Origin of the sequence: Aliiglaciecola sp. LCG003 (genome assembly GCF_030316135.1) — a bacterium.
GTDB lineage: Bacteria > Pseudomonadota > Gammaproteobacteria > Enterobacterales > Alteromonadaceae > Aliiglaciecola.
In genome coordinates this window covers 825,146-848,537 of record NZ_CP128185.1, presented here as the reverse complement: position 1 = coordinate 848,537, position 23,392 = coordinate 825,146, and the positions used below count along the sequence as shown (strand labels likewise).

The window sequence follows — 23,392 nt, the reverse complement described above, 5'->3', positions numbered from 1 at the left end:
TTGCCTAGCTGTCAGTAAATTTGGAACTCCACATGCATAGCGAGACATCTTCCGTTACATCGGTTCTTGGAAGGCCTTACTCACCTAGAGTGATGAATTTATTGGCCAAGATGACCATCCAACAGAAAATAGGACAATTGAGTCAGCTTAGTGGCAATGAGGGCAAAATCAGTCAATCACTGGAACAGCGGGTCAAGCAAGGATTAGTGGGTTCAGTTATCAATGAAGTCGACCCCGAAATCGTAAAAGCTTTACAACAATTAGCCATCCAGCACAGTCCCCTTGGGATACCACTACTGATTGGCCGCGATGTGATCCACGGATTTAAAACTATTTTCCCAATACCATTGGGCCAAGCAGCCAGTTGGTCCCCAGAGTGGGTCGAAAAGGCGGCTAAGATTGCCGCCCAAGAAGCGTCAATGGTAGGAATAAATTGGACTTTTGCCCCTATGATAGATATCAGCCGCGATCCACGCTGGGGCAGAATTGCAGAAAGTTTGGGTGAAGATCCCTATCTATGTTCGGTGCTGGGAAACGCTATGGTAAAGGGGTTTCAAGGTGACGATATGTCTGGCGCTGGCGCTATCGCGGCTTGCGCGAAACACTTTGCCGGCTATGGAGCAGTAGAAAGCGGACGAGATTACGCCACCACAAATATTCCAGAGCATGAGCTGAGAAATGTGTATCTACCACCATTTCATGCCGCGGCCAAGACCGGCGTAGCAACGTTTATGGCGTCGTTTTCAGATCTAAATGGTGTTCCTGCTAGCGGCAATGCTTGGCTGATGAAAACGATTTTGCGCGATGAATGGCAGTTTTCTGGTTTTGTCGTCAGTGACTGGGAATCAATTTCACAACTTCAGATCCACGGTATAAGTGCCAATGATCGCGATTCTGCTTGCCAGGCGTTCAACGCAGGAATTGATATGGAGATGGTCAGCAGCACTTATCATGATCATCTACACAATTTACTCGACATCCAACAGGTTTCCCCTGAAGAGCTAGATGCAAGTGTGGCAAAGATCCTCAGTTTAAAAGAACAGTTAGGTTTATTTGACCAACCCTTGCAGCAAATCCAAAAGATCCCCCAATATTACCAGCCAGATCACTTAGCCGTGGCCAAAACGCTGGTGCAAAAAAGTTGTGTGCTATTACAAAACCATCAGCAGCGACTGCCTTTAGCGGCCAAAGAACTGTCGCGAATAGCAGTTATTGGTCCACTCGCAGACGATGGTTACGAACAAATGGGGACTTGGGTGTTTGATGGTGAGGCGCAACAAAGTGTCACATGCTTAGACGCATTACGGGACTATCTGCCAAACGACATACATATTGATTATGCTAGCGCCTTGGAAACCACACGAAGCACATCGACCGCTGGTTTTGCTGAGGCCATCAAGCTTACTCAGCAAGCAGATGTAGCCTTGCTATTTTTAGGTGAAGAATCAATCTTGTCTGGGGAAGCCCATTGTCGAGCGGACATTGGCCTGCCCGGTGCACAACAGCAGTTAATCGAACAGCTCGCATTAACAGGTACCGCACTTGTGCTAATTATAATGGCTGGACGGCCCCTAACCCTTGAGCCTATTATCGACAAGGTCGACAGCATTTTGTACGCCTGGCATCCGGGCACCATGGCAGGCCCGGCGATTACCGAATTGTTATTTGGCGAGCTCAGTCCTAGCGGCAAGCTGCCAGTGACATTTCCTCGTAAAGTGGGCCAAATTCCGATTTTCTATAACCATAAGCACTCGGGCAAGCCTGTCAGCGAAGCACAGTTTGTATACATTGATGACATTGCAATTCGCTCTCCCCAGACCTCATTAGGCATGGCTTCTAATCACTTAGATACCCACTTTACGCCGTTATACGAATTCGGTTTTGGTTTATCCTATTCACTGATCCACTATGACAACTTAAGCTTGAATCGGTCGCAAATAAAGTCAACTGAAGTGCTAATTGTAAGTGTAGAAATACACAACACAGGACGCTACGCAGTGGACGAAATCGCCCAGTTGTATGTGCGAGATTTAGTCGCAAATGTCACTCGCCCCGTGAAAGAATTAAAACAGTTTACTACTATTAGGTTACTTCCAGGTCAAAGCAAGCAAGTGCAGTTTCACTTAACGGCTGATGAATTGGGGTTTTATGGCCGCGATATGCAGTTTATTGTCGAGGCGGGGCAATTTCACCTTTGGGTAGGCGGTAGTTCAGCCACTCAACTACGTACAGAATTCGAGTTGCTCAATGGCTAAAAAGCACTTTAACCATTCCATTTCCAATGCGGTTCAGACGCTTCTGGATAAAATGACTTTGGCGCAAAAAGTAGGCCAAATGACCCAAGCTGAACGCACAACATGTACGCCAGATGATGTTTATCGCTTTCACCTAGGTTCAGTGCTAAGTGCAGCCGGCTCATGCCCGGGCGATAACCTATTGCAAGACTGGATACAAATGGCTGATGCTTATTGGCAGGCTTCAACCACTAAAGATGATCACCACCAAGGTATTCCAATTCTCTATGGTGTAGACGCTATTCATGGCAATAATAATGTTCAAAACGCAGTGATCTTTCCGCACAATATTGGACTAGGAGCGAGCAGAGATTTCAACTTAATTGAGCGTATTGCCCGCACTACTGCGCAAGAGGTGCTCGCTGCGGGTGTAGATTGGGTGTTTGCGCCTAATTTAGCCTTGGCCCAGGATTATCATTGGGGCCGGACGTACGAAAGTTTTTCTCAAGATCCTGAAACCGTTAGTCAATTTGCTCATCATATGGTAACCGGCTTACAAGGCGATCTAAGTGAAACAGGGGTATTGGCGTGTGTTAAACACTGGATTGGCGATGGCGGAACTACCCACGGCATCGATCAGGGTAATACTGAACTCAGTTGGCAACAGCTTAAAAAAACTCATATTCAGCCATACCATGCCGCTATAGAAGCGGGCGCGATGACCATTATGGTTTCTTTTAGTAGTTGGAATGGCGATAAATGTCATGCCCACAGGTATTTGCTGACCGAAGTATTGAAAAACGATATGCAATTTCACGGCTTAGTCATCTCAGATATGCAGGGCATCGACTACTTAGCAGATGATTTTTATATCGCTGTAGCGCAGGGGGTAAACGCCGGTATCGATATGTTTATGGTACCGGATAATTGGCAGCAGTTCATTGAACATTTAGTTAGTCATGTTGAATTAGGTACGGTTCCTATGGCCCGAATAGACGATGCCGTTAGGCGTATCCTATCGGTCAAAATGGCATTTGGCTTGTTTGAAAAACCTTGTCCTTCAAAACGACTATTGTCTGGCTCGCCAAGCTTTGGCTCGAATACCCATCGTCAGCTTGCCCGAGAAGCGGTTAGAAAGTCTTTAGTTTTATTGAAAAATGAAAACGATTTACTTCCTATCAATAAAGGGGCTAGGTTGTTGGTATGCGGTAAAAATGCCGACAACAAAGGCCATCAATGTGGTGGATTTACCGTGACCTGGCAAGGCTTGTCTGGCAACGATGAATTGCCTTCGGCCACATCCATTTGGCAAGGGATAGCATCCTGCGCGACCCAGTCACAACTCGTCGAACAAGCTGATATTCCAGCAATCAATCCTGAGATGTTTGACGCTGCAATTGTCGTAATAGGTGAGACTCCCTATGCAGAAGGCAGGGGCGATATCCGCTATGATGATGATGTAGTGTTCAAGTCAGGCTTTGCAGTGAATGGACAAATACAATTAATTGAATCGGCTAGGAATTCCTTGGAATTACAGTATCTGCATCCCGAAGACCTAGCCTTGATAGCTGCGATTCACGGGAAAAGTATTCCGATGATTGTCATTCTGCTTAGTGGCCGTCCATTGATTGTTGATGAGGAGCTTGCATTGGCGGATAGTTTTATTGCTGCTTGGCTGCCCGGCTCAGAAGGACAAGGGATTGCCGATCTACTTTTCGGTGATCATGCATTTAGTGGAACCTTGGGCTTTGCTTGGCCTCAACACCCGCCACTTAAACAGGCACAAGATGCACCACTGTATGCGACACGATTTCCGGTTGGTTACGGCCTAGGCTACAAAACCACACATTCAAAAAATTAATTAACCTAGAAACTTGATTTAAATCAGGCTACCTCACTTTGCGGTGTACATTGAATGACAACTTCCCCAAGTGAGTCTGTCGCCCCTACTCTGGAAACTAGCCCTGACATTTTTATCAATTATCCTAAATCAGGATCAGATACCCCCCCTGTACAGGTCTATAAAGTTGCATATACTGGTTGCTCTACTTACCCGGGAGAAACAAGTGAAAAAACAGTTTTGGACATCCATTTTGGGGTTGGCGCTCGCCACGCTATCTTTATCATCAAACGCGGTATCTCAAGAGGTGCCAGAGCTTACACTGCAACAAGCAGAGCAACTGCGCGAACAAGCACTTGAAAGTACGCTGGCCTTGGACATTACGGCATCTCTAACAACCGAAGTTGGTGCCAGATTGCCCGGCACCGACGCTGATAAAAAAGCCGTCGAGTGGGGTATGGCCAAGTTACAATCCCTTGGCTTTGATAAAGTATGGAAAGAACCCGTTAGTATTCCCGTTTGGTTAAGATTGCATGAAAGTGCCGAGGTGATTGCTCCCTTCCCACAAAATTTAATTATAAGCGCATTGGGCGGCTCGGTAAGCACACCTAAAAATGGTTTAGAGGCAGAAATTATCCACTTTGATAGCATTGAAGCGCTAGAGTCTTCTGCTGATGGTTCTGCCAACAATAAAATTGTGTATATCTCTAAACGCATGGAAAAACACAGTTCGGGACGTGGTTACGGTGATGCAGGTCCTGCTCGATTTCGCGGCGCAGCTTCCGCAGCAAAAAAGGGCGCTATTGGGTTAGTTATCCGCTCCATCGGCACAGACTCTCAGCGTTCCCCCCACACTGGCGTGACTTCGTATGAAGACGGCGTTACTAAAATTCCTGCTGCGGCCTTATCCAACCCAGATGCAGATCAACTCGATCGAATTTTGGCTCACAATAAAACTACGACTATGCGGCTAAATATTCAAACTGAAGTTTTACCCGATGCCACCACTTACAATGTGATCGGTGAGATAACCGGTAGCGAACGTCCCGATGAGATTGTTGCAATAGGCGGTCACTTAGACAGCTGGGACCAAGGTACGGGAGCAGTAGATGATGCTTCAGGAATAGGTATTACGGTAGCAGCTGCAAAATTAATTGCCCAACAGCAACGTCCTAAACGGACCATCAGGGTGGTAATGTTTGGAGCTGAGGAAATTGGCGTTTTCGGCGGCAAACAGTACGCACTAGATCATGCTGATGAACTAGCCAAGCATATCATCGGAGCAGAATCAGATGGTGGTGCAGGAAAGGTATTGGCTCTGTCCAGTTCGGTCAGCCACGAGTCTTTGCATGTGGTTGACGAAATGCTAAAACTTATGGCGCCTCTTGGTGTTGTGCGCAGTAGCGCCAAGGCCACGGGTTCGGCTGATTTTGGCCCTATGGTGAGAGCCGGAATGCCAGCAGTTGGCTTAGTGCAAGATTTTACGCCCTACTTCGACATTCATCACACCCCAGATGATACCTTTGATAAAATCGTCCCTGAGGAACTAGCCCAAAATGTAGCAGCTTGGGTAATTTTTGTTAAATTAGCAGCCGACTGGCCGGGACGCTTTAACTAAAGCGCAGGAATAACGGGTAAATCTAATAAAACTGTTTTCGCTTCTGTGGATAAAAAATGTAACATCTGTTGCTTATCCACAAAGCAACTAACGTTTGAAAGGAATCAATTAAATGCCTAGCCGAATCATTTTATTATCTTGTTTATGTCTATCGCTGATGCCCTGGCATTTTGCCTTTGGTCAGTTAAACACCGGAGATAGCCCGCCTAATTACCTCGGCAACAATAGTCAAGACCAACAGATCACTTTGGAAAATAATAAAGGGAAAGTGGTCATTATTTCTTTTTGGGCCTCCTGGTGCGCGCCTTGTATAGAGGAACTTCCAGTCTTAGAAGCTATCCAGTCAAAAATTGGCAAGGATAAAATTCATGTGGTTGCGATTAATTATAAAGAAAGCCGCAAGAAATATAGACGGATAAGAAAGCAGCTATCCACTTTATCACTAACCATGACCCATGATGTACGCGGCCAAATTGGTGATGAATTCGGTGTCGAAGGCATTCCCCACCTGTTTATTGTGGGCAAAGACGGTAAATTGATTTTTCAAAATGTCGGCTACGGCGAGTCATCGATTGATAAGATAATCAACGTATTGAATAGTGAACTTTCTAGCTAAACATACTTTCTAAATCAATGAATTGAGTTTATTTACAAAATATCAGCATAGTTTTTAACACTGCTTATCCGTGAATCATTGGTAAGCAGTGCGCATTTGGGTTTTAACCCCACCGGTCAAAAAAAATGACAAAATGTTTCCTGCGACATAAATGCTTACTTAATTTACATATAATAAATTGATTTTACTCCCATTTCACTAGAATCTATTCATCCTATATAAGGCATCCGAAAGCACAGGAAGGCAGTTAATCAGCCGAACCAATCTATCGAGATGGATTCTAAACAGGATTTTTTATGCATATTATTGCAACTATTGGTGCCGTAATCATACTGATATTATCTCATGCCATGCCCCAAGGCACATTCTGGTTCGGCACTTCAGCACAGATGAAAAACGACATTTTTTCTAGTCCAAAATTATCCCCCGACACCAGCGCCAGCGTTAAGGCGGATTCGCCTAGCAACAAAACGGCTTTGCCACATGGTGATAAAACAGTCACCATCGAGGATTGTAATATTACTGCTTGTTCCGCAAACAGAGCGCCAAAACAAATGCAAACTAATGAAGGAGACAGCATTCACCAGACAGCTGAACACCTTGATGATAAGCAACATACAACTGAACTGCGGCTGACGTCCGACCATTAACAACTCTGGATTTACCAGTAGGTAGCCTAGTACGGCAAGTGAATTAGTAGCAATTTGTCAATTCAACCTTCCTCCATCAGTCTTTCCGTTGGGCGAGATTAGCGTTCAAATATTTTGCAATATTCAACAGCCAGCATGGTTCCATGAATGGAAGCAAAAAAAACCCACCCACTTGATAATCATTATCATTTGCATTAAGATTTAAACCAATCGATTTATATCCTGACATTTGAAGGCACTTTGTCCCTTGATAATCCAACTGCGGCGCTAACCAATATCGAATATCTATAAATCAGATTACTTACCCAAAGACCTTTGCAGGTCTATTTAATTACAACCTATTACCCAGAGCTAGCAGTTATGAGAAAACAATTATTTAAAATCCACAGCTATTTAGGCTTGTTTTCGCTGCTACCTTTTTTGGTGATATGCCTAACCGGTAGTTTGTTGGTTTTTAAGCAAGAAATTGATGTTTGGTTAATGCCCGAAAAAGCATCAATAATTGACGCCAGTGGCTCTCGGCAGGACATGGATACTCTACTGGCAGTGATTAATCAAACCCTACCAGATTACGAGTTGGGAAGTTGGGAGTTATTTGATGATCACCACGAAGCTGACCGAATATTCGTCATCAAGCGCGGCACAGATAAATGGTATAAAGCCCACCTAGATCCCTATGCCGGAAAAGTTCTCAGCCAACCGGTTGAAACCACCCACTATATTACTGACTGGCTTTTATCATTGCATTACACCCTACTACTCAATGACATTGATGGTTTAAATGAACATTTGGGTTTGTTGTTCACCAGCCTTTTTGCGATCTTTTTAACTCTATTAGGCATAAGTGGCTTGATAATATACCGTAAATTCTGGCAACGATTTTTGACCCTGCGTTGGGATAAAAAGATGATGGTATTTTTTAGTGACCTACACAAAATGGTGGGTGTAACAGCATCGCCAGTATTGCTTATACTTGGTATCACCGGCGGGTATTTCAATATCAGTATGTTTGTCATGGAAGAGCTGGAACACGCTGAAGGTGCAGAGCACCATATCATGCAGCAACGACTTTACAACGACAACTTGTCTCTTCAAGCATTGTTAGAGGATAGTAGTAAACGTCTTGAGGGGTTTCGAGCCACTTACTTATTAATGCCCTACGAACCCGGTTTGCCCTTTACATTCTTTGGGCGAGTACCGACTAATCCACTTTTAAGTAACTATGCCAGTACTGTTAGCTATGATGCTCAACAAGGTAGCCATACTGTTTCTTATGATATTCGCGAACAAGGATTAGGTACTCAAACTATCGACTCATTCCGCAGGCTACATTTTGGCAATTTTGGTGGGCTGCTGATTAAAACCCTTTGGTGTCTAATGGGATTAATGCCAATAGTATTAGGTGGCACAGGCTTCTATTTGTGGTTTCACCGCCACAGCAAACGAAAAAGTGCCCGACGCAACCGCAGGAAGCAAATCTATCAGACCCAAAATTGTATTCAGAAGTTAAGTTAATAACTATGCGCCAGAATTGAATTATCCATTGCGCTAATCAAAAGGTTGCTAGCTAAAACGTTCAGAGGTCTAACGCCCATATTTGGACCCTTAATCTGCAATTGTGCGGCTATTTTTATAGCTTTAATGGATATTAACTACATTTAAACTTAAACCGCTAAGACCCTCCTGTTTAACAACACATCAAAACCTGAATTGTTCAAAAATTAGTCTACACTTAGTGAGCTATACCCAACCCTGACTACATTGAACATCAAAGGAAAACACCATGTTTCAATTCAATTTTCACAAGGTCATCTCTTGGCGCATGCTGCTCATAATCAGCATGTTTCTGGGGGGCTTTTCACATCAAGCACTGGCAGTAAAGGGCGTGGTTTTTATTCACGGTACAGGTTATCAAACAAATGCAGAAGATGATTATTGGACAAGTGACTTTATCAATTCAATCATGTCTGGTAACAACAATCCTCATTTGGTAATAAACTGTGATTTTGAACAATATATCTGGACAGAGCGGGCTTCGGTGTGTGTTGCCGATCAAATTTATCGCTGGGGATTGGCAAATCAAATCACTGAGCTTTACCTGATCACCCATTCAAATGGCGCCAATGTTGTCAGGTGGATACTGTCAAATCCAACTTGGGACAGTCGTTATCCTATTATTATCACTGCAACACAAAATGTCACCGCCATCGCACCATCCAGCGGCGGTACACCTCTAGCAAATGCCGTTGTTAACGGCAATATATTCGAGCAAAGCCTAGGTTGGTTATTAGGTTACGCAAGCGATGCTGTTCAAATGCAACAAGTAGAATGGATGGAGTACTTCAATGAATTTTGGCTTCTAGGCACCGACGGTAGAAGTTTACCTGTACCTTTTAAAGTGGTTACAGGTACCGATGTAGATTCATCACCTTTTGATGGTGATAGTTATTGTGGTGGCTATTCTAATCAGGTTGCTTTGGAGTTTACCCAAAATTGGCTGGATTCCTGCTCCGATGGATTTCTTGAATGTCGTTCTCAAGAAGCTGCAGGCTCAGTTTGGTTTAGAGACAAGCAAGTGTTAAATGGCTCAGAACCCCTTAGTCATCAGCAATCTCGTCGTGCATGCTTTGGGTTAGACCAAATCATTCGTAACAATATATAGGTGGCTATCATGAAAAATATATTAACGATAAAACTTATTCTAGCCATTACTCTAGTTTTTATTTCTTTGAGTATTCAAGCCTCTGATTTAAATCAATTTAGTCTTCCAATAAAAGATACAGGTAAAGTCTTAGATTTTGACCGAAGTGCGGCGGTTGCAAGTAAAGAATACTGGTTTAAAGTCAGCGGAGCTCAACTTAATAAAGGTGTAGCGCTGAATAACACCAGCCCTAGAATATTAATGTTAGTGTCCCAATCCCGAGACTCAAATTCACAGGACCAAGCTTCTTCAGCTCAGCCTGTCACACAACTTGATGTCAGTCAGATGAAACTATTATCTGAACAAGGTGCAGTGGTGCTAAGCAAGGGGGTATCAGAAGCGCAGTTGGCTCAAACTGGCTTTTTCTCGCGCTCGGCTGCCGTATTTACTGATAAAAATGCACCTGACCAAGGTCCATTAAAGTTACAGACTGACCAACCTTTAAGCCCTCAAGAAAACTTTCTTATTATGGTGAGGGAACCAGATAGTGAATACATATTAAATCTTGAAACCGACAGTCAAAGTGTTAATGCCCAACGTGATATTTTAGCCCGCGTGTCAGTAACACTTCCCAACACACTTAAAAGTGGACCAAGAGCGTTAAGACCGGTGAATTTCACAGGCATATTGATTGGTGTGGATGGCTCCAGAGTTAAACTAAAATCAGAATACAAAAACGGCAACTTGGTCTTCATGCGCCCTAACCTATCAACTATTATCTCCCCTATTGAGGGATTATATGAATTATTGGTCGAAGCCAATGGGAGCCATAAAGGCAAAGTATTTCAGCGCAAAGCGAAATTTGCATTTGCGTTAAGTAAAGCCACTGCGAGAATCGAAAGTAACATACTGCCCGAGACCGAAATAAATGGAGCCCATGTTAGTATTATGGTCAATGAATACAGTCGGTTTGAAGTGAGAGCTGTGCTGTATGGTACTGATGCAAGTGGCGCTCTGGTACCCGTAATGGAAACCCATGTGGCCCAATCACTAAACCCAGGCTTAGCGACCTTGCCTTTGATGTTCAATCCGGACATTATAGCCAATGCCGGTGTCAAAAAGCCCTTTAAAATAGCTAATATTCGACTTTATGATCAGCAACAAATGGCCATGTTAGAGGAACAAAATCCGCTGGCAGTGAACCCACCTAAAATAGTACCGAAATTCAGGCCGTAAATTTAGGTCTGATATAAAAGGGTGTCGGACACACCCTTTTGACCTTCCCACTATCTACCTTAAAACTACGCTTTTCTCTATAAGATATTTTCACCTTTTTCAGGATCACGAGCCTCTTTGGCTTGTTGACGAATATCTTCTGCGTCACTGCTTAAATCCTCACCCTCCCCGTCATCTTCATCGTAATCATCTAGATTTTGTCGAGTGTCATCAAGGATGGCCTCGTCAATTAGCGAACGTCTGATTTGGGCTGGATTGTCTTTGCCTTGCGTTTCAGTCGCTGGAGCAGCTTGATGAACCGTAATACCTTGAGGGAAAATTATCTCTCTAGCGTCATCAGGCATGCTGATACCATTTTTCTCAAGTTCGCGCATAATGGCTCGCATTAAAAATGAAGACACTTTAAGCAAACTGTGTTCATGACTATTGATCCAAAAATACACTTTAAGATTGATGGTTGATGATGCTAATACATCCACCAGCACTTGAGGCTCAGGGTCTGCCAATACAGCTTCGGTACTATTTAGCACTGTTAGGGCAATTTTTTGTGACTCGATAATGCTTGAGTCGTACCCTATTCCAATTACAAACTTCCCTCTGGACTTGGGATTTGCGGTCAAATTACGAATGATATTTTTATACACAGTCGCATTAGGAATTTGAATATGATCGCCGTCGAAATCGACTAAAGTAGTTGCCCGTGCGGTAACTTGCTTAACGACACCTAATCGACCATCCACTTCGATAACATCATCAATTTTAAAAGGTTTTTGGATACTCAGTAGTAAGCTTGAAATAAAATTTTCGGCTATATCTTTAAATGCAAAACCGATGATTAGTCCCATCACTCCGGTGCCTGATAGGATTGCTACGGCAAATTCACTCAAGCCGGCAAAGCGTAAAAATAAATATAGACCGAAGAGTATAATCAAGATGCTAACCAAGCGCCTGACTACAACTTGGATCAATTGACTGCTGCTAACAAAGCGAAGTGGCTTAACCAGCAACTCTGACAAAGGCCTAGCAGCAAGAAATATAATTACGAATAGAACAAAACCTATAACTATCATAGGCAGAGAAGCCAAAAAGGCTTGCCAATATTGCTCTGCTTCGCGCCATATTATACTGGTTTCTTGCTCTAAGGAATGTGGCTCAACAACTGACATTGGCTCAAGATCGTCGTCTTGCGCAGCATTGGGTTGATCAGTTTGAGCAATAGCCATTATTTCAGCTGAATTTGCTTGGCTAACCAGAAGACTTGATTGAACAACTATTGAAGCACCAACAGGACTGGCCATCAAACAACAAATAAATAGAAAACCGCTAATTTTTTTAAACATATTAATGTACTAGCAAATAGAGTGTGCTGAAAGTTTAGCAAAATTAGGGCCAATGGAAGAGCTTATCGAAAATAAGCTAATCTAATGGCTTCAACCTTTAGTTTTTTAAGGGGCTCTAGCGTCTGTCACAATAAAAACTAATCTGACGAGCATAAATAGCACTCCATCAGATATCGGTAAATGAGAAATCTTGTCTGGCAGTTGGTAAAAGTTACATGAGTGTCGGCGGTTGTCTTAACACCCTGTTAGTCGAAACATTATTTTGTGCATAGGCGCAGGCAAGACATGTGCAAAATTCCTTGTATAATTAACCGATGACTTACCCTATTCCTGCAAAATCAGCTGAATCGCTGTATGAAATCAAAAAAAGCAAATTTATTGCAATGGCAACCTATGTAACCAATAGAGAGCAGGCATTACAAGCCCTTTCAGCTATAAAAGCCGCGTTCCCAGATGCCCGCCACCATTGCTGGGCTTATTTATTAGGCAACCCAGACTCCCCCATAAGTGCAGCTATGTCTGATGATGGGGAGCCCAGCGGTACAGCAGGTAAACCTATACTGAACGTACTGCAACATAAAGGCGTAGGCGACATAATATTGGTGGTTACCCGTTATTTTGGTGGTATTAAGCTCGGCGCAGGCGGATTGGTCCGAGCATACTCAACATCTTCGCAACTCGTCATGGAGAAGCTCGTAACTACGACTATGCGGTTATTGATACCTGTCACCGTTGTTGCTCAGTTCAAAGATGAGCAATTTCTTAGGCATTGGACCGAACAACATCAAGGAGTTGTCGAGGACTGCAGCTATACCAATGATGTAATGCTGACCCTGTCGATTGAACCAGCCGACTATGACTCACTTAAATCATTGTGCGCCAGCATGGGAGCGGTATGTAAAAAGGTGGCCTAAAGCCGCAGTCTTATGTACGAACTAAAACACCGTGGGGAAGGCGTCCAGTTTATCTTGGTTAGATGACACAAAACTAGTTTATGCCAAGGCAGTTAACAGAATACATACACACGGTGAATACATCCGTGTACCCTTAGCGGTTTCGTCCCTGAAAAGCATATTTGGTAACAGTTACGCTATCGTCACTTTGAATTAATTAGAATAGATATTGTTTGGCTCAGCCCCTTGCATTTGGCCTATCTCCCCCAATAATTTAAGCATACCCAGAGTAACCAAACTGAATAAAGATACTGAATATGACACCTTTTTCGATTCTTGATCTTGCTCCCATTACCGAAGGTTCGTCCATTTCCCAAGCATTGGAAAACAGCAAGCACTTGGCCATTACTGCCGAAAATTGCGGCTATAGGCGAGTTTGGCTGGCTGAACATCATGGCATGCAAGGCGTCGCCAGCTCCGCAACAGCGGTGGTACTAGCGCATATCGGTGCTGCGACCTCTACTATTCGCATTGGTTCGGGTGGCATAATGCTGCCGAATCATTCGCCTTTAATTGTAGCGGAGCAATTCGGAACCTTAGCAGCGCTATTTCCTGAACGTGTGGATTTGGGATTAGGCCGCGCGCCTGGCACTGATATGGCGACAGCAAGGGCATTGAATCGTGACTTAAATGCTGCGGTAGAAGACTACCCTGCAGCAATACAGCAACTTCAACGCTACTTGGGTACCCGACAAGCCGGGCAAAGTATCATTGCGATTCCGGGCATAGACACCCATATACCACTGTGGTTGTTGGGTTCAAGTCTATACAGTGCGCAGCTAGCCGCTCAGTTAGGCTTACCTTACAGCTTTGCCTCCCATTTCGCGCCAGATCAGTTAATTACGGCGATAAATTTGTATAGAGAACATTTTCGCCCATCGGAACAGTTGCAGACACCTTATGTCATGGCAGGTGTAATGGCGGTAGTAGCTGACACTGATGAAGAAGCTAAATTTCTGTTTACCTCTGTGCAGCAGCAGTTTGTTAACATGCGTCGAGGTTTGAACAAGCCGTTTGCCCGACCGGTAGATGATATGTCCCCATACTGGAGCGCATCTGAGCAAGCTATGGTAGAACACACTCTGCAATATGCTCTAGTAGGCAGCAAACCGACTGTTGAAGCAAAGCTACAGCGCTTTATCGAAGCAACTCAGATTGATGAGCTAATCGTGTCTGTCCCAGTTCACAATATGGCTGCACGGCTAAACACTGTGGAACAAATGGCTGACATAGGATCGTTGCAATCAAACTAATTCGAAGTTGAGATGCGAAGCACAGCATTATCGGTTTTTAAACATGAAGACTATTGAGCAGTTAATACCTGAAGAAGTAGGGTATCGCTATTAATACCAGCCCAACTAAAAGTAACACAGTGACACTGGGCACGAAATAAGGAAATACGCACAAAGCAATTCCGGTTAGTAGAGGCACCGCGGCTTTTTGCTTTTTGCCGTAAAGGAAAAAGCCGATCCCAATGCCGCTAAACAGCACACTCCATACCATAAGGGACGAATCATCCATACAGAACAGCCTCAAATATGCAATTACTCATAAGTAATATCCTAGACTAAATCAGTGTTGTTCACGTCCCTGCGGTTATAAGTCCAGACTATAGGGCCGCTAGATAGTACAAATACGATTACGGCCATTCGCTTTGGCCCGATATAATGCGGTGTCTGCCGCACTCAATAGTCCTTCAGTGTTACTATAAAGTCCCCTTTGCTGGGTTGCAATGCCTAAACTTACGGTTACGCTAGCCTCATCTTTCAAACCAAGATCTAGGAAACATAACTCTTGGATTTGACGCTTTATCCGTATTCCTACCAATTGCGCCACCTGACTTTGACAACGAGGCAACACCACTGCAAATTCTTCACCACCGTAGCGAGCTGCTAGGCATTCTCGTGACGGTAGGCAAGCCTCAATCACCTGAGCGATTTTTTGCAGACACTTGTCACCAATAATGTGCCCGTGCTCATCGTTGAACTGTTTAAAGAAATCTACGTCGATGATCATTAAACTCAAGGGCAAGTCTTCTTGTATTGAGTTCTGCCAATCTGTATTCAAAGACTCTTCAAAACCGTGGCGATTGGCTAGCCCAGTCAGATAATCGACCCGAGCTAGTCGTTTCAATTTGCCAAATTCTGCTTTGTGACTAGTTAAGTCATGAATAATACCGATAATTAAACGCTGTGTATCACAAAACATATCTGGAAGACTGGATAACGATAAGTCAGTGTCCACCATACTGTTGTCTTTTCTGCATAAGGTTAGCTCTTTGGGACCATGATTGAATGCAATATCTTCTTCCCGTTTGGCTGAATCAAGTAAAGACATATATTCACGTACTTGACGGTCAGGCATAAAACTTAATATCGATTGGCCAATCAATGCCTCACGACTTTCACCGAATAGTTTTGCCGCTGCCGGATTAATCATGACTACCACTCCATTGAAGTCCGTAATGAAGATACCTTCCCCAATGCAATTTATCATGGTGGATAGCGCTTGATTGCTTTCATTCTCGACCGATGAATTTGAGCAAGATGAAACAGATGCTCCAATCATATCTAAATTAACCGCACCAGAATTATCTGCCATATTATAACGGTCAAAGTTAGAGTTAGTCTGAAAACTCTGTGTTGTTACCCAGTCATTATCTGAATTTATTTTTGCGTTAAACATATTTTAGACCTGCTACCTATACAAAATTGTGTAGTTGATTTGCTCTGATGGTAGAAAGTCTAAATAAATATTACGGGTTTAACCTTCCGGTAACCTTCTAATTATAAGTTATTGTATTAATTGAATTTAATGCAATATTTATTTACAGGAGGGGCTGAAAAATTCTCGTGCGGGTAACGCTTGGGAAGTGAAAAGTGGAGATGAATGCGGATAACGATTACTTGCCTGAACAAATAAACTGGAATCTCGAACACATCCCCTTTGAAATGTAGACTCAACGAGGATGAATTACTTAGAACCAAGTTAGTGGCGAATGAATTTATTAAATTATTCTGTAGGACGATTCTTTATTTGTGGATCAGGACTAGTGTAATGCTTAGTTGGATCACTTGAAGTCGCGACTACCAAGTACAGATCTATGTCTCCTGAATCTGCATCAGAATCTACCACTGTCAGGACTTGGTTGTTAGGGGATATTCCATAACTCAGGTCGTTGGTTGGACCATGTTTGATGCTAGGATCAACAAATATCAAAGACTCAGTATTAGGTCGTAAAGTATAAATGATTTGTGTGTTGTCGACTGTTACCGTGACTGGCTTAGTCGTGGGCGTGTCATTTTCGTCATAAATCACCCAAGTATTTGTGGAGATATCAACGGAAACACCAAAATTAAACTGTGGAACTCTGCTGTCTGTGGTCATTTTATCAACTCTTATAGGTTAAGGAAAAAAGTTAGCTGGTATATAAAGGTTCATGTTTTGTAGATTTTGTATCAATTTGGAAATTTTAAATTCTTCCTGTCTACATTGATGCGCTTGCAAATAAAGTAGATTAAATTGCGCCTCGAGACTCTTATCAACAATTGGTTGGAGCTGCTTAATCGCCGCCATGCAATGTTGATGCATAGTACTAAGGTCTTGGGCTGCCCATCTTTGCCGAGCAAATAACATCTCTAATTTGGGCAAAACCTGTGGGTTTTGTGCGCCAGCAGGACCATTGGCTAGCTGCAATTTTATGCCTTGCAAAATGTTTTCACTTTTCTGCCAATGCTGTCGGCTCTGATAAAATTCAGCTAAGTCTAATCGTAATGTGGGTAACTCGGTAACTTGCGATTCGATATAGGCAGCAAGTGCTGCCGTATCAACTGTTGAATTCAACTCACCCTCGCTTTGCATCTTTTCAGCCAAGAGTAACTGTGACAACTGAACCAATAACTTATCTTGCTGCCAGAATTTATTTTCTGGGTCTTGTTGCAATAAATTATTGACCAAGCCAAGGGAAGATAAATTATGTTCATAAGCTAGCGTATTTTTACCTAAATATTGCAAAATTTTGGTTTGGTGGGAATGAATATAAATAAGACTTTCAATAGCGTAGGCATCATTTTCACTCGATTGCAGCGCCCTCTCAAGTTCTCTTTGTCCTTGATAATAATATTCCAAGGCCTCATTGAGCTTACCTAAATGTTCAGATGTTTTAGCTAGCCAAGATAGGGCTTCCGCTTTATCTGCTATCAGGGTCAAGTCATCGGGGTTTTGGCCTAGTACTTTGGTTTTCAACTCAAGAGATAGGGAAAATGCTTGTTTAGCCTCATTATATTGTCGTTGTGATATAGCCAGTGAGCCTAGACTATTATGTGCAAAAGAAAGCTCTTGAAGGCTGTCCAAATCCCCTGGGGCAAGTTCCACCATTTGTTGGCTATACGTCAAATATTGCTGAAACGATGTTTGGGCTGAGATAAACTTATCGTCATCATAATCAATTTGACCCAACCAAAATGCATTGGCTCCAAGCATTTTAAGTAATTCTAAATCCTCAGGTTTTTGCAGCAGTAATTGTTCCAAACGCTGCTTAGCGGCCTGAAATCCCTGTTTGGCTTCATCATATTTATGTCTGGAATATGCCACCTCCGCCATGGCATGCAGGGTTTGAGCATGTTGAAAATGGCTGTTAAGGTTGGTGGTTTGAGAACCCAAAAGAGCCTGAAATCCTTTACCCTCAATAGGTTCATCGAGGCTAAAGTATTCAATCGCTTTATTACTAATTCCATCCAGTAAGTCCATCCGCTTTACACTGCGGAGTTTGTCGGCAAATTCACCAACCATAAAACCCAAGAGACTTTCAGCCTCTGCGCGTTTTTGTTGAGCGAGCTGCTCGGCTTGCTGACTGCGGAAACTCATAAAAATAGAGACTAGAGTTAGGATGCAAAGCAACAGGACCACGCTACGTTTAAACCAGCGCTTGTGCTTAACTACAGACTGTGACGCGTCAATTAGCGCGAGTTCATCAGCTTGCAACATCAATTCGCTACTTTGCTTTAGTAACAATGCTTCTTGGAGCGGTTTACCGTCACTGAGCAAGTAAGCGGGGCTATTGTTTTCAGCTAACCAGCGTTGGGCTTGCTCGGTTAAGCGACTTTTTACCGCTAAACTTTCTTTGTGTTTGCCAATCCAATCTTTCACTCTAGACCAGCGCCGCAATAGTGCCTCATGCGCAACACTGAAACAGGGCTCTGCATTACGTAAATGAGAGACAAATAATCGATGATCTACCATGGCTTGTACGAAATTTGTCTGCTGCTCATTCTCAAGTTGTGACCAGCGAGCGGCTCGGCTTGTAAGGTTTTCGCCATCTTGGCTAAGGGTAACTAACAAAGACAAAACATATTCCAATTCGGCTTGATTATCTTGCTGGAAACTGGCGAATACCTCTTCCGCTTTTTTACCTATCGCGCCTTCGATCCCTCCCAAGTCTTGATAGACTTCAACCAGCAACTCTTCATCGCCGCTGCGTTGCAGATACAACTCTTGTAAAGTGTATTGTAATAAAGGTAGTGAATCAGGATGATTAGCCGCTTCAATAACAAGCAATTCATCCAATTGCATGCCACTTTGTGGATCTTTTGACCACTGCAGATTTGCTGCAATGGCCGGCAAACGGATCATTTGGCTTAACTCAGCCGTAGATGGCGCAGTTAAATCAAAATGGGCACCCTGCTCTTTACCTGCCATCAAAGCGGGATAAGTTACCACTAATGGGTAGAAATCATTTCGACAGGCACTGAAAACAATCACCGCACCGCTCACTGCTAAGTGTTCAATGGCATTCAATAACGATTGACGTTCGCCAGGCTCAAACAATGGTGAAGATATCAACACTTCCAAGCGGTCGATGAATAAAAACAAACGTGGGTAAACATATCTATTTGCCAAGACTGAATTTTCTATGGCATTGAGACATTGAGTTGCTATCGATTGAGGATCACTTTGTAATGTTTGTGCGATGTTATCGGCACTCATTCCATCAAAAACAGGCACGTCACCCACGTCCCAATCCAATAATGAGCTGGCTATATCTATCCAGAGTCGACCTTTATTGATGTTTGCGAAATCAATACTGGCATAGCTAAGCACCCCAATACCATTGACGCCTTTGTCACTGAACAGACGCGGCAGAACGCCGGCGTTAACTAGTGAAGACTTACCCGAACCACTAGGACCAAGAATAAGACTAAAAGTACGATTGCGCGCTAGCTGTTCTGTTAAACGAGTGAGTAAATGATTGATTTGTACTTGGCGGCCAAAAAATATTGCAGAGTCGCCAGGCTCATAAGCGTTCAAGCCCATAAAAGGAGAGCTACCCTGCCAGCTACTTTTTTCGGCTCGACTTTGGTCATCATGGGGAAACACAACCTCAGCAATGACCCGATAACCGCGTTTACGAATTGTTTCTATATAAATGGAGTTTGCCGCGCTATCGCCTAGCGCTTTGCGTAGTTGGTTAATAGCTTTGTGAATCGGGTTGTCACCCATTTCACTACTCCCCCAACATTGATTCACAATTTGATCAGCGCTTAGCACTTGGCCAGAATTCTGACAAAGCAGTAACAATACATCCATCGCTTTAGGCTCAACCACATTAACGGTTTTGCCTAAACGCAGACTGTTACTTGCAGGAGAGACTTGCCAGTCACCCAAAAAAAATTGATTGATATCCACTAACTGCTCATCTCAGCCTATGTCTAGTTTGCTCACCAACTCTATGCATCAAAAGACGCGACTCAAAACACTATACTGAATATTCAGCTAGTTATCATTAAATGAGCGTTATCAAACAGATAAAAATCTAAATTGGATAATTTTACACACCAAAAATCAATTTCTTCAAAAATACGGCCGGCTAAAGGGGCCAAGTTAACCTTTTAACTATACTTAAAAGCTGATAATGACCAAATTGCTCAAACTTTGCCACTAGCTGATAAATGAATATCACCTTAGCCATCATCCACTACTGATTTGAGCGAAAAACCAGAATATGTGGTATACCTTAAAGGTCAGTAAATTCACCACAACTGCTCTGTTGTGAGTGAGCAGTGCGGAGAAATGGTTAGGTGTCGTTGAATTCACTATTAAACTTTAAAAAATATTTAGGCAATGGCCGCCATCTATTTAGCACTGCTCTGCTGATAATTGCTTTAATTTTTTCAGTCACCGTCTTCCTATTTGAAACCCAATTAAACCAGTCTGTTATGTCCTCAGTCGAGGCTGATTTAAGTGGCAGTGCGGAACAAATTAATAATCAAATTCAACAGAAGTTGGCTAAATATAGGGACAATTTGCGCTTTCTCCATGCGACCCCACCGATTTCGGGCTTACCCAGAGCTGAAGCCAACGAGGGCATAGATCCACAAGACAAGACGACATACGAACAATGGAAGCACAGACTTGAAACTATTTTTATCGCCTTCATTCAAAATAATTCTGAAGTTGAACAATTGCGTGTTGTTAGTGCTGATGAGCGAGGCATGGAGCTCATCAGAGTAGAGCGCTCTGGTGGGGGAGTTAAAGTAACACACCAAGCCCAGCTTCAGAGTAAAAGCGATCGAGATTATTACTTCGCTAGCACCGCGCTTTCTGATGGTGAAATCTATATGTCGTCGATTTCGCTTAATAGAGAATTTGGTAAAATCGATTTTCCATACCGACCAATGTTACGATTATCCCTACCTATTTTTGATCAGCAAATGAGCCGTTTTGGCTTCATTATTGTTAATGTAAATGTCAATGAGTTACTTCTGTCATTGAATAAAACTGCCGCTTCTCCCTCCTTTTTGATCTTGACTGATAGTGAAGGATTTTTCTTGATCCATCCCAATAGTGAAGTGCTGTTCAGTCGTGACCTTTCGCCAGATAAAACGTGGAACAACTACTACCAAGTCAAAAAACTCCCGAAAAGTTTACTTTCCAGCGTCGCATTGCAAAGCAATGCAGGTCACAAAGCCTACTCTTATAATAAAAAAATCATGCTCAGTGGAGACATTGAAAATGGTTTTTTACTGGCCAACTTATTGACCCCAGAGAGCCATGTACGGCAATTAGCAATGGAAAGACGGAAAAATGTCTATGCTTTTTTGTCGATTGTTTCCATTATATTACTGATCGTGCTGAAAGTATTTGACCGTAGTATGCGCAAAAGCCAGGAATTAGCAGAAGCCCGTGCTCAATCCGACGCCATCGTTGATGGGTCTAATGATGCCATAATTGGACTGACAAAAGATGGTCATATAACTAGCTGGAATAGGGCTGCGCGCAATTTGTTTTGCTATGAAGCAGACTTTGTTCACGGTCAATCCATTGAGCATTTGTCACTTTTCCCAAATGTTGATATCCGAAATCGTATAGATAAGCTGTCCAAAGGCGAGCCTCAGTCTGCAGAAACCACCATTTCAGATGCAAGCCACAGTATTAAATACCTAGCCCTGTCTATGTCCCCAATTCTTGAGGATAACCGTCAATTTAAAGGTGCTGCTATTATTATTAGAGACGTCACTAATGAAAGACTTGCGGATGAAAAAATACGCCAAGCAAATACAGAATTAGAGACTAAAGTCGCGGCTAGGACCGCCGAGTTACAGAAATCAAGCCACGTTAAAAGTGCCTTTATCTCAAATATTAGCCATGAAATGCGCACCCCATTGAACGGTATTATTGGTACCTTAAATTTAATCAAAAAGGAGCCCCTCTCCAAACGCCAATTGAAATATTTAGACATGACCGAAGTTAGCGTCAACTCTTTAGCCGTGTTAATCAATGATGTATTAGACTTATCAAAAATAGAGGCAGGAAAGTTGGACCTCGACATTCAATCCTTCAATCCCTCTGTGCTTATCGAACGATTGTGTGAAAGTATGGCGGTCAAGGCCAATGAAAAAGATTTGGAATTCATATTAGATTTAGTAGATGTTCACTGCACACGGATTACTAGTGATCCCCATCGCTATTCGCAGATCCTGACGAATTTAATTAATAATGCTATTAAGTTCACATCCAAAGGATATGTCAAGGTTACCGCCTGCACTCAAGTCGATGCAGACCAAAAGCTAGTATTGCATTGCTCTGTCAGCGATACGGGAATAGGCATTGCAGAGGAAAATCAGCGCAAATTATTTCAAGCATTTTCTCAGGAAGATAGCAGCGTAGCGGCAAAATATGGCGGCACTGGTTTAGGATTATCGATCTGCAAACAATTAGTCGAGTTGCTTAATGGCAATATCGTTTTCCAATCTGAAAAAGAGCACGGAAGTACTTTCACCTTCAGTATAGCGTTGCCTGTCACTGAAACGACGACTTTCACACCTGTCCCAAAACTGATAGATCAAACCGCAGTTATTTTAACGCCTTTTAGCCAAGTCAGAGAAAATCTGGGTAAAATATTACAAGCCAATGGATGTCTAGTAGTAGATGAAACATCTACTCAAGACTGGCTTTCCAGCGGTAAAGACGCGCCCAGTAATATGCCGGACTTGATTTTTATTGACGCTCAATACCGACACATCAATCAAATAGACAATCTATGCTTGTCCCTTCTAAAAGCTAAGTATAAAATAGCTAAGATAGTTGTTTTACAGCGTAGCGCTGAGCCTAGACGAGTATTTAGAAACATCTCTCCGGTGTTTATTTCCAAGCCAATCATGCTCAATCATCTTCTACAGAAGGTCTCAGAGCAAAATTGGCAAGAGCAAAACGACTTACCCGGCAGTTTGACCCAAACCGAACAACTTGAAACCATCTCAGCTGAAGATATTGCTAAGGTTGCCGGTGCCAGAGTATTAATTGTTGATGACAATGAAATCAATATTGAAGTTGCAATAGGTGTATTGTCAGACCTACCTTTGACCTTTGAGCGAGCGGAAAATGGAAAAGTTGCCATCCATAAACTGATCCAATCATTGCAAGATAATCAACCAATTCAATGTGTGATTATGGACTGCCAAATGCCGATACTAGATGGTTATCAAGCCAGCAATCTTATTCGAGAAGGCAAAGCCGGTGAGCCCTATAAGCTGATTCCCATAATCGCAGTTACTGCCAGCGCAATGAAAGGTGAAAAGGACAAGTGTCTGCAAGCAGGTATGAGTGATTACGTAACTAAACCCATCTCAGTTACCAGCTTAGTCGCAAAAGTTGTTAAGTGGACCTTATCCTTCGATATTGAACTCTAGCCCGCTCAATTTTAAGACTCACAATAATCTAAGAAAAGAAACCGGTTACTAAATTCTTCAACCGATAAAATCTGATT

The 23,392-nt window shown here is 42.9% G+C and carries 16 protein-coding genes; 11 read left to right on the top strand and 5 right to left on the bottom strand.

Going from position 1 to position 23,392, the window contains the following annotated elements; translation table 11 throughout:
* Positions 1–32 precede the first annotated feature (32 nt).
* The 8 genes from QR722_RS03535 to QR722_RS03500 all read left to right on the top strand — a co-directional run bounded on the left by QR722_RS03535 (position 33) and on the right by QR722_RS03500 (position 10,835).
* The gene (locus QR722_RS03535; protein WP_286285372.1) at positions 33–2,255 is read left to right on the top strand and encodes a glycoside hydrolase family 3 N-terminal domain-containing protein; all 2,223 of its coding nucleotides are present in this window, start codon (positions 33–35) and stop codon (positions 2,253–2,255) included.
* Entirely contained in the window at positions 2,248–4,095 is a 1,848-nt protein-coding gene (locus tag QR722_RS03530; protein WP_286285371.1) for a glycoside hydrolase family 3 protein, read from the top strand. The genes QR722_RS03535 and QR722_RS03530 overlap by 8 nt, the downstream gene beginning before the upstream one ends.
* Before the next feature lie 205 nt (positions 4,096–4,300).
* Positions 4,301–5,692, top strand: coding sequence for a M20/M25/M40 family metallo-hydrolase (locus tag QR722_RS03525; RefSeq protein WP_286285370.1), 1,392 nt, complete (start codon positions 4,301–4,303; stop codon positions 5,690–5,692).
* 112 nt (positions 5,693–5,804) lie between these two features.
* On the top strand, positions 5,805–6,308 hold the full coding sequence (locus QR722_RS03520) for a TlpA family protein disulfide reductase (protein ID WP_286285369.1): 504 nt from the start codon (positions 5,805–5,807) through the stop codon (positions 6,306–6,308).
* Between the two features lie 296 nt (positions 6,309–6,604).
* Positions 6,605–6,958, top strand: coding sequence for a hypothetical protein (locus QR722_RS03515; protein ID WP_286285368.1), 354 nt, complete (start codon positions 6,605–6,607; stop codon positions 6,956–6,958).
* A 360-nt stretch (positions 6,959–7,318) separates the two neighbouring features.
* Positions 7,319–8,473 carry a PepSY-associated TM helix domain-containing protein gene (locus QR722_RS03510; RefSeq protein ID WP_286285367.1) on the top strand — a complete coding sequence of 385 codons (1,155 nt, stop codon included), beginning with the start codon at positions 7,319–7,321 and terminating at the stop codon, positions 8,471–8,473.
* Positions 8,474–8,741: 268 nt separating this feature from the next.
* Complete coding sequence (locus tag QR722_RS03505) at positions 8,742–9,620, top strand: hypothetical protein (protein ID WP_502872454.1); 879 nt, start codon at positions 8,742–8,744, stop codon at positions 9,618–9,620.
* A 9-nt stretch (positions 9,621–9,629) separates the two neighbouring features.
* A complete protein-coding gene (locus QR722_RS03500) occupies positions 9,630–10,835 on the top strand; it encodes a DUF4785 domain-containing protein (RefSeq protein ID WP_286285366.1) in 1,206 nt (401 codons plus the stop codon).
* A 77-nt stretch (positions 10,836–10,912) separates the two neighbouring features.
* Here QR722_RS03500 and QR722_RS03495 read toward each other — a convergent pair whose 3' ends face one another.
* Positions 10,913–12,058 (bottom strand): mechanosensitive ion channel family protein, encoded by a 1,146-nt coding sequence (locus tag QR722_RS03495; RefSeq protein WP_502872463.1) that lies wholly within the window; start codon positions 12,056–12,058, stop codon positions 10,913–10,915.
* 431 nt (positions 12,059–12,489) lie between these two features.
* Here QR722_RS03495 and QR722_RS03490 point away from each other — a divergent pair, with 431 nt between their 5' ends.
* Both QR722_RS03490 and QR722_RS03485 read left to right on the top strand, forming a co-directional pair.
* Positions 12,490–13,089: a YigZ family protein gene (locus QR722_RS03490; protein WP_286285364.1), complete on the top strand. Its 600-nt coding sequence runs from the start codon at positions 12,490–12,492 to the stop codon at positions 13,087–13,089.
* 296 nt (positions 13,090–13,385) lie between these two features.
* Positions 13,386–14,381: an LLM class flavin-dependent oxidoreductase gene (locus QR722_RS03485; RefSeq protein WP_286285363.1), complete on the top strand. Its 996-nt coding sequence runs from the start codon at positions 13,386–13,388 to the stop codon at positions 14,379–14,381.
* Positions 14,382–14,442: 61 nt separating this feature from the next.
* On the opposite strand, the gene QR722_RS03480 is transcribed toward QR722_RS03485, so the two are convergent.
* The 4 genes from QR722_RS03480 to QR722_RS03465 form a co-directional block, all read right to left on the bottom strand.
* Complete coding sequence (locus QR722_RS03480; protein WP_286285362.1) at positions 14,443–14,649, bottom strand: hypothetical protein; 207 nt, start codon at positions 14,647–14,649, stop codon at positions 14,443–14,445.
* Positions 14,650–14,748: 99 nt separating this feature from the next.
* Positions 14,749–15,813, bottom strand: a complete 1,065-nt coding sequence (locus QR722_RS03475; protein WP_286285361.1) for a GGDEF domain-containing protein — start codon at positions 15,811–15,813, stop codon at positions 14,749–14,751.
* Between the two features lie 327 nt (positions 15,814–16,140).
* Complete coding sequence (locus QR722_RS03470; protein ID WP_286285360.1) at positions 16,141–16,515, bottom strand: DP-EP family protein; 375 nt, start codon at positions 16,513–16,515, stop codon at positions 16,141–16,143.
* A gap of 18 nt (positions 16,516–16,533) precedes the next feature.
* Complete coding sequence (locus tag QR722_RS03465; RefSeq protein ID WP_286285359.1) at positions 16,534–19,812, bottom strand: nSTAND1 domain-containing NTPase; 3,279 nt, start codon at positions 19,810–19,812, stop codon at positions 16,534–16,536.
* 398 nt (positions 19,813–20,210) lie between these two features.
* On the opposite strand from QR722_RS03465, the gene QR722_RS03460 reads away from it, so the two are divergent.
* Positions 20,211–23,315 carry an ATP-binding protein gene (locus QR722_RS03460; RefSeq protein WP_286285358.1) on the top strand — a complete coding sequence of 1,035 codons (3,105 nt, stop codon included), beginning with the start codon at positions 20,211–20,213 and terminating at the stop codon, positions 23,313–23,315.
* The last annotated feature ends 77 nt before the right edge of the window (positions 23,316–23,392 follow it).

Bases quoted from the DNA above. Each gene is read 5' to 3' on its own strand.
- QR722_RS03505 (WP_502872454.1), top strand. From the start codon at position 8,742: ATGTTTCAATTCAATTTTCACAAGGTCATCTCTTGGCGCATGCTGCTC.
- QR722_RS03535 (WP_286285372.1), top strand. From the start codon at position 33: ATGCATAGCGAGACATCTTCCGTTACATCGGTTCTTGGAAGGCCTTAC.
- QR722_RS03500 (WP_286285366.1), top strand. From the start codon at position 9,630: ATGAAAAATATATTAACGATAAAACTTATTCTAGCCATTACTCTAGTT.
- QR722_RS03495 (WP_502872463.1), bottom strand. From the start codon at position 12,058: ATGGCTATTGCTCAAACTGATCAACCCAATGCTGCGCAAGACGACGAT.
- QR722_RS03510 (WP_286285367.1), top strand. From the start codon at position 7,319: ATGAGAAAACAATTATTTAAAATCCACAGCTATTTAGGCTTGTTTTCG.
- QR722_RS03470 (WP_286285360.1), bottom strand. From the start codon at position 16,515: ATGACCACAGACAGCAGAGTTCCACAGTTTAATTTTGGTGTTTCCGTT.
- QR722_RS03480 (WP_286285362.1), bottom strand. From the start codon at position 14,649: ATGGATGATTCGTCCCTTATGGTATGGAGTGTGCTGTTTAGCGGCATT.
- QR722_RS03515 (WP_286285368.1), top strand. From the start codon at position 6,605: ATGCATATTATTGCAACTATTGGTGCCGTAATCATACTGATATTATCT.
- QR722_RS03520 (WP_286285369.1), top strand. From the start codon at position 5,805: ATGCCTAGCCGAATCATTTTATTATCTTGTTTATGTCTATCGCTGATG.
- QR722_RS03475 (WP_286285361.1), bottom strand. From the start codon at position 15,813: ATGTTTAACGCAAAAATAAATTCAGATAATGACTGGGTAACAACACAG.
- QR722_RS03485 (WP_286285363.1), top strand. From the start codon at position 13,386: ATGACACCTTTTTCGATTCTTGATCTTGCTCCCATTACCGAAGGTTCG.
- QR722_RS03490 (WP_286285364.1), top strand. From the start codon at position 12,490: ATGACTTACCCTATTCCTGCAAAATCAGCTGAATCGCTGTATGAAATC.
- QR722_RS03530 (WP_286285371.1), top strand. From the start codon at position 2,248: ATGGCTAAAAAGCACTTTAACCATTCCATTTCCAATGCGGTTCAGACG.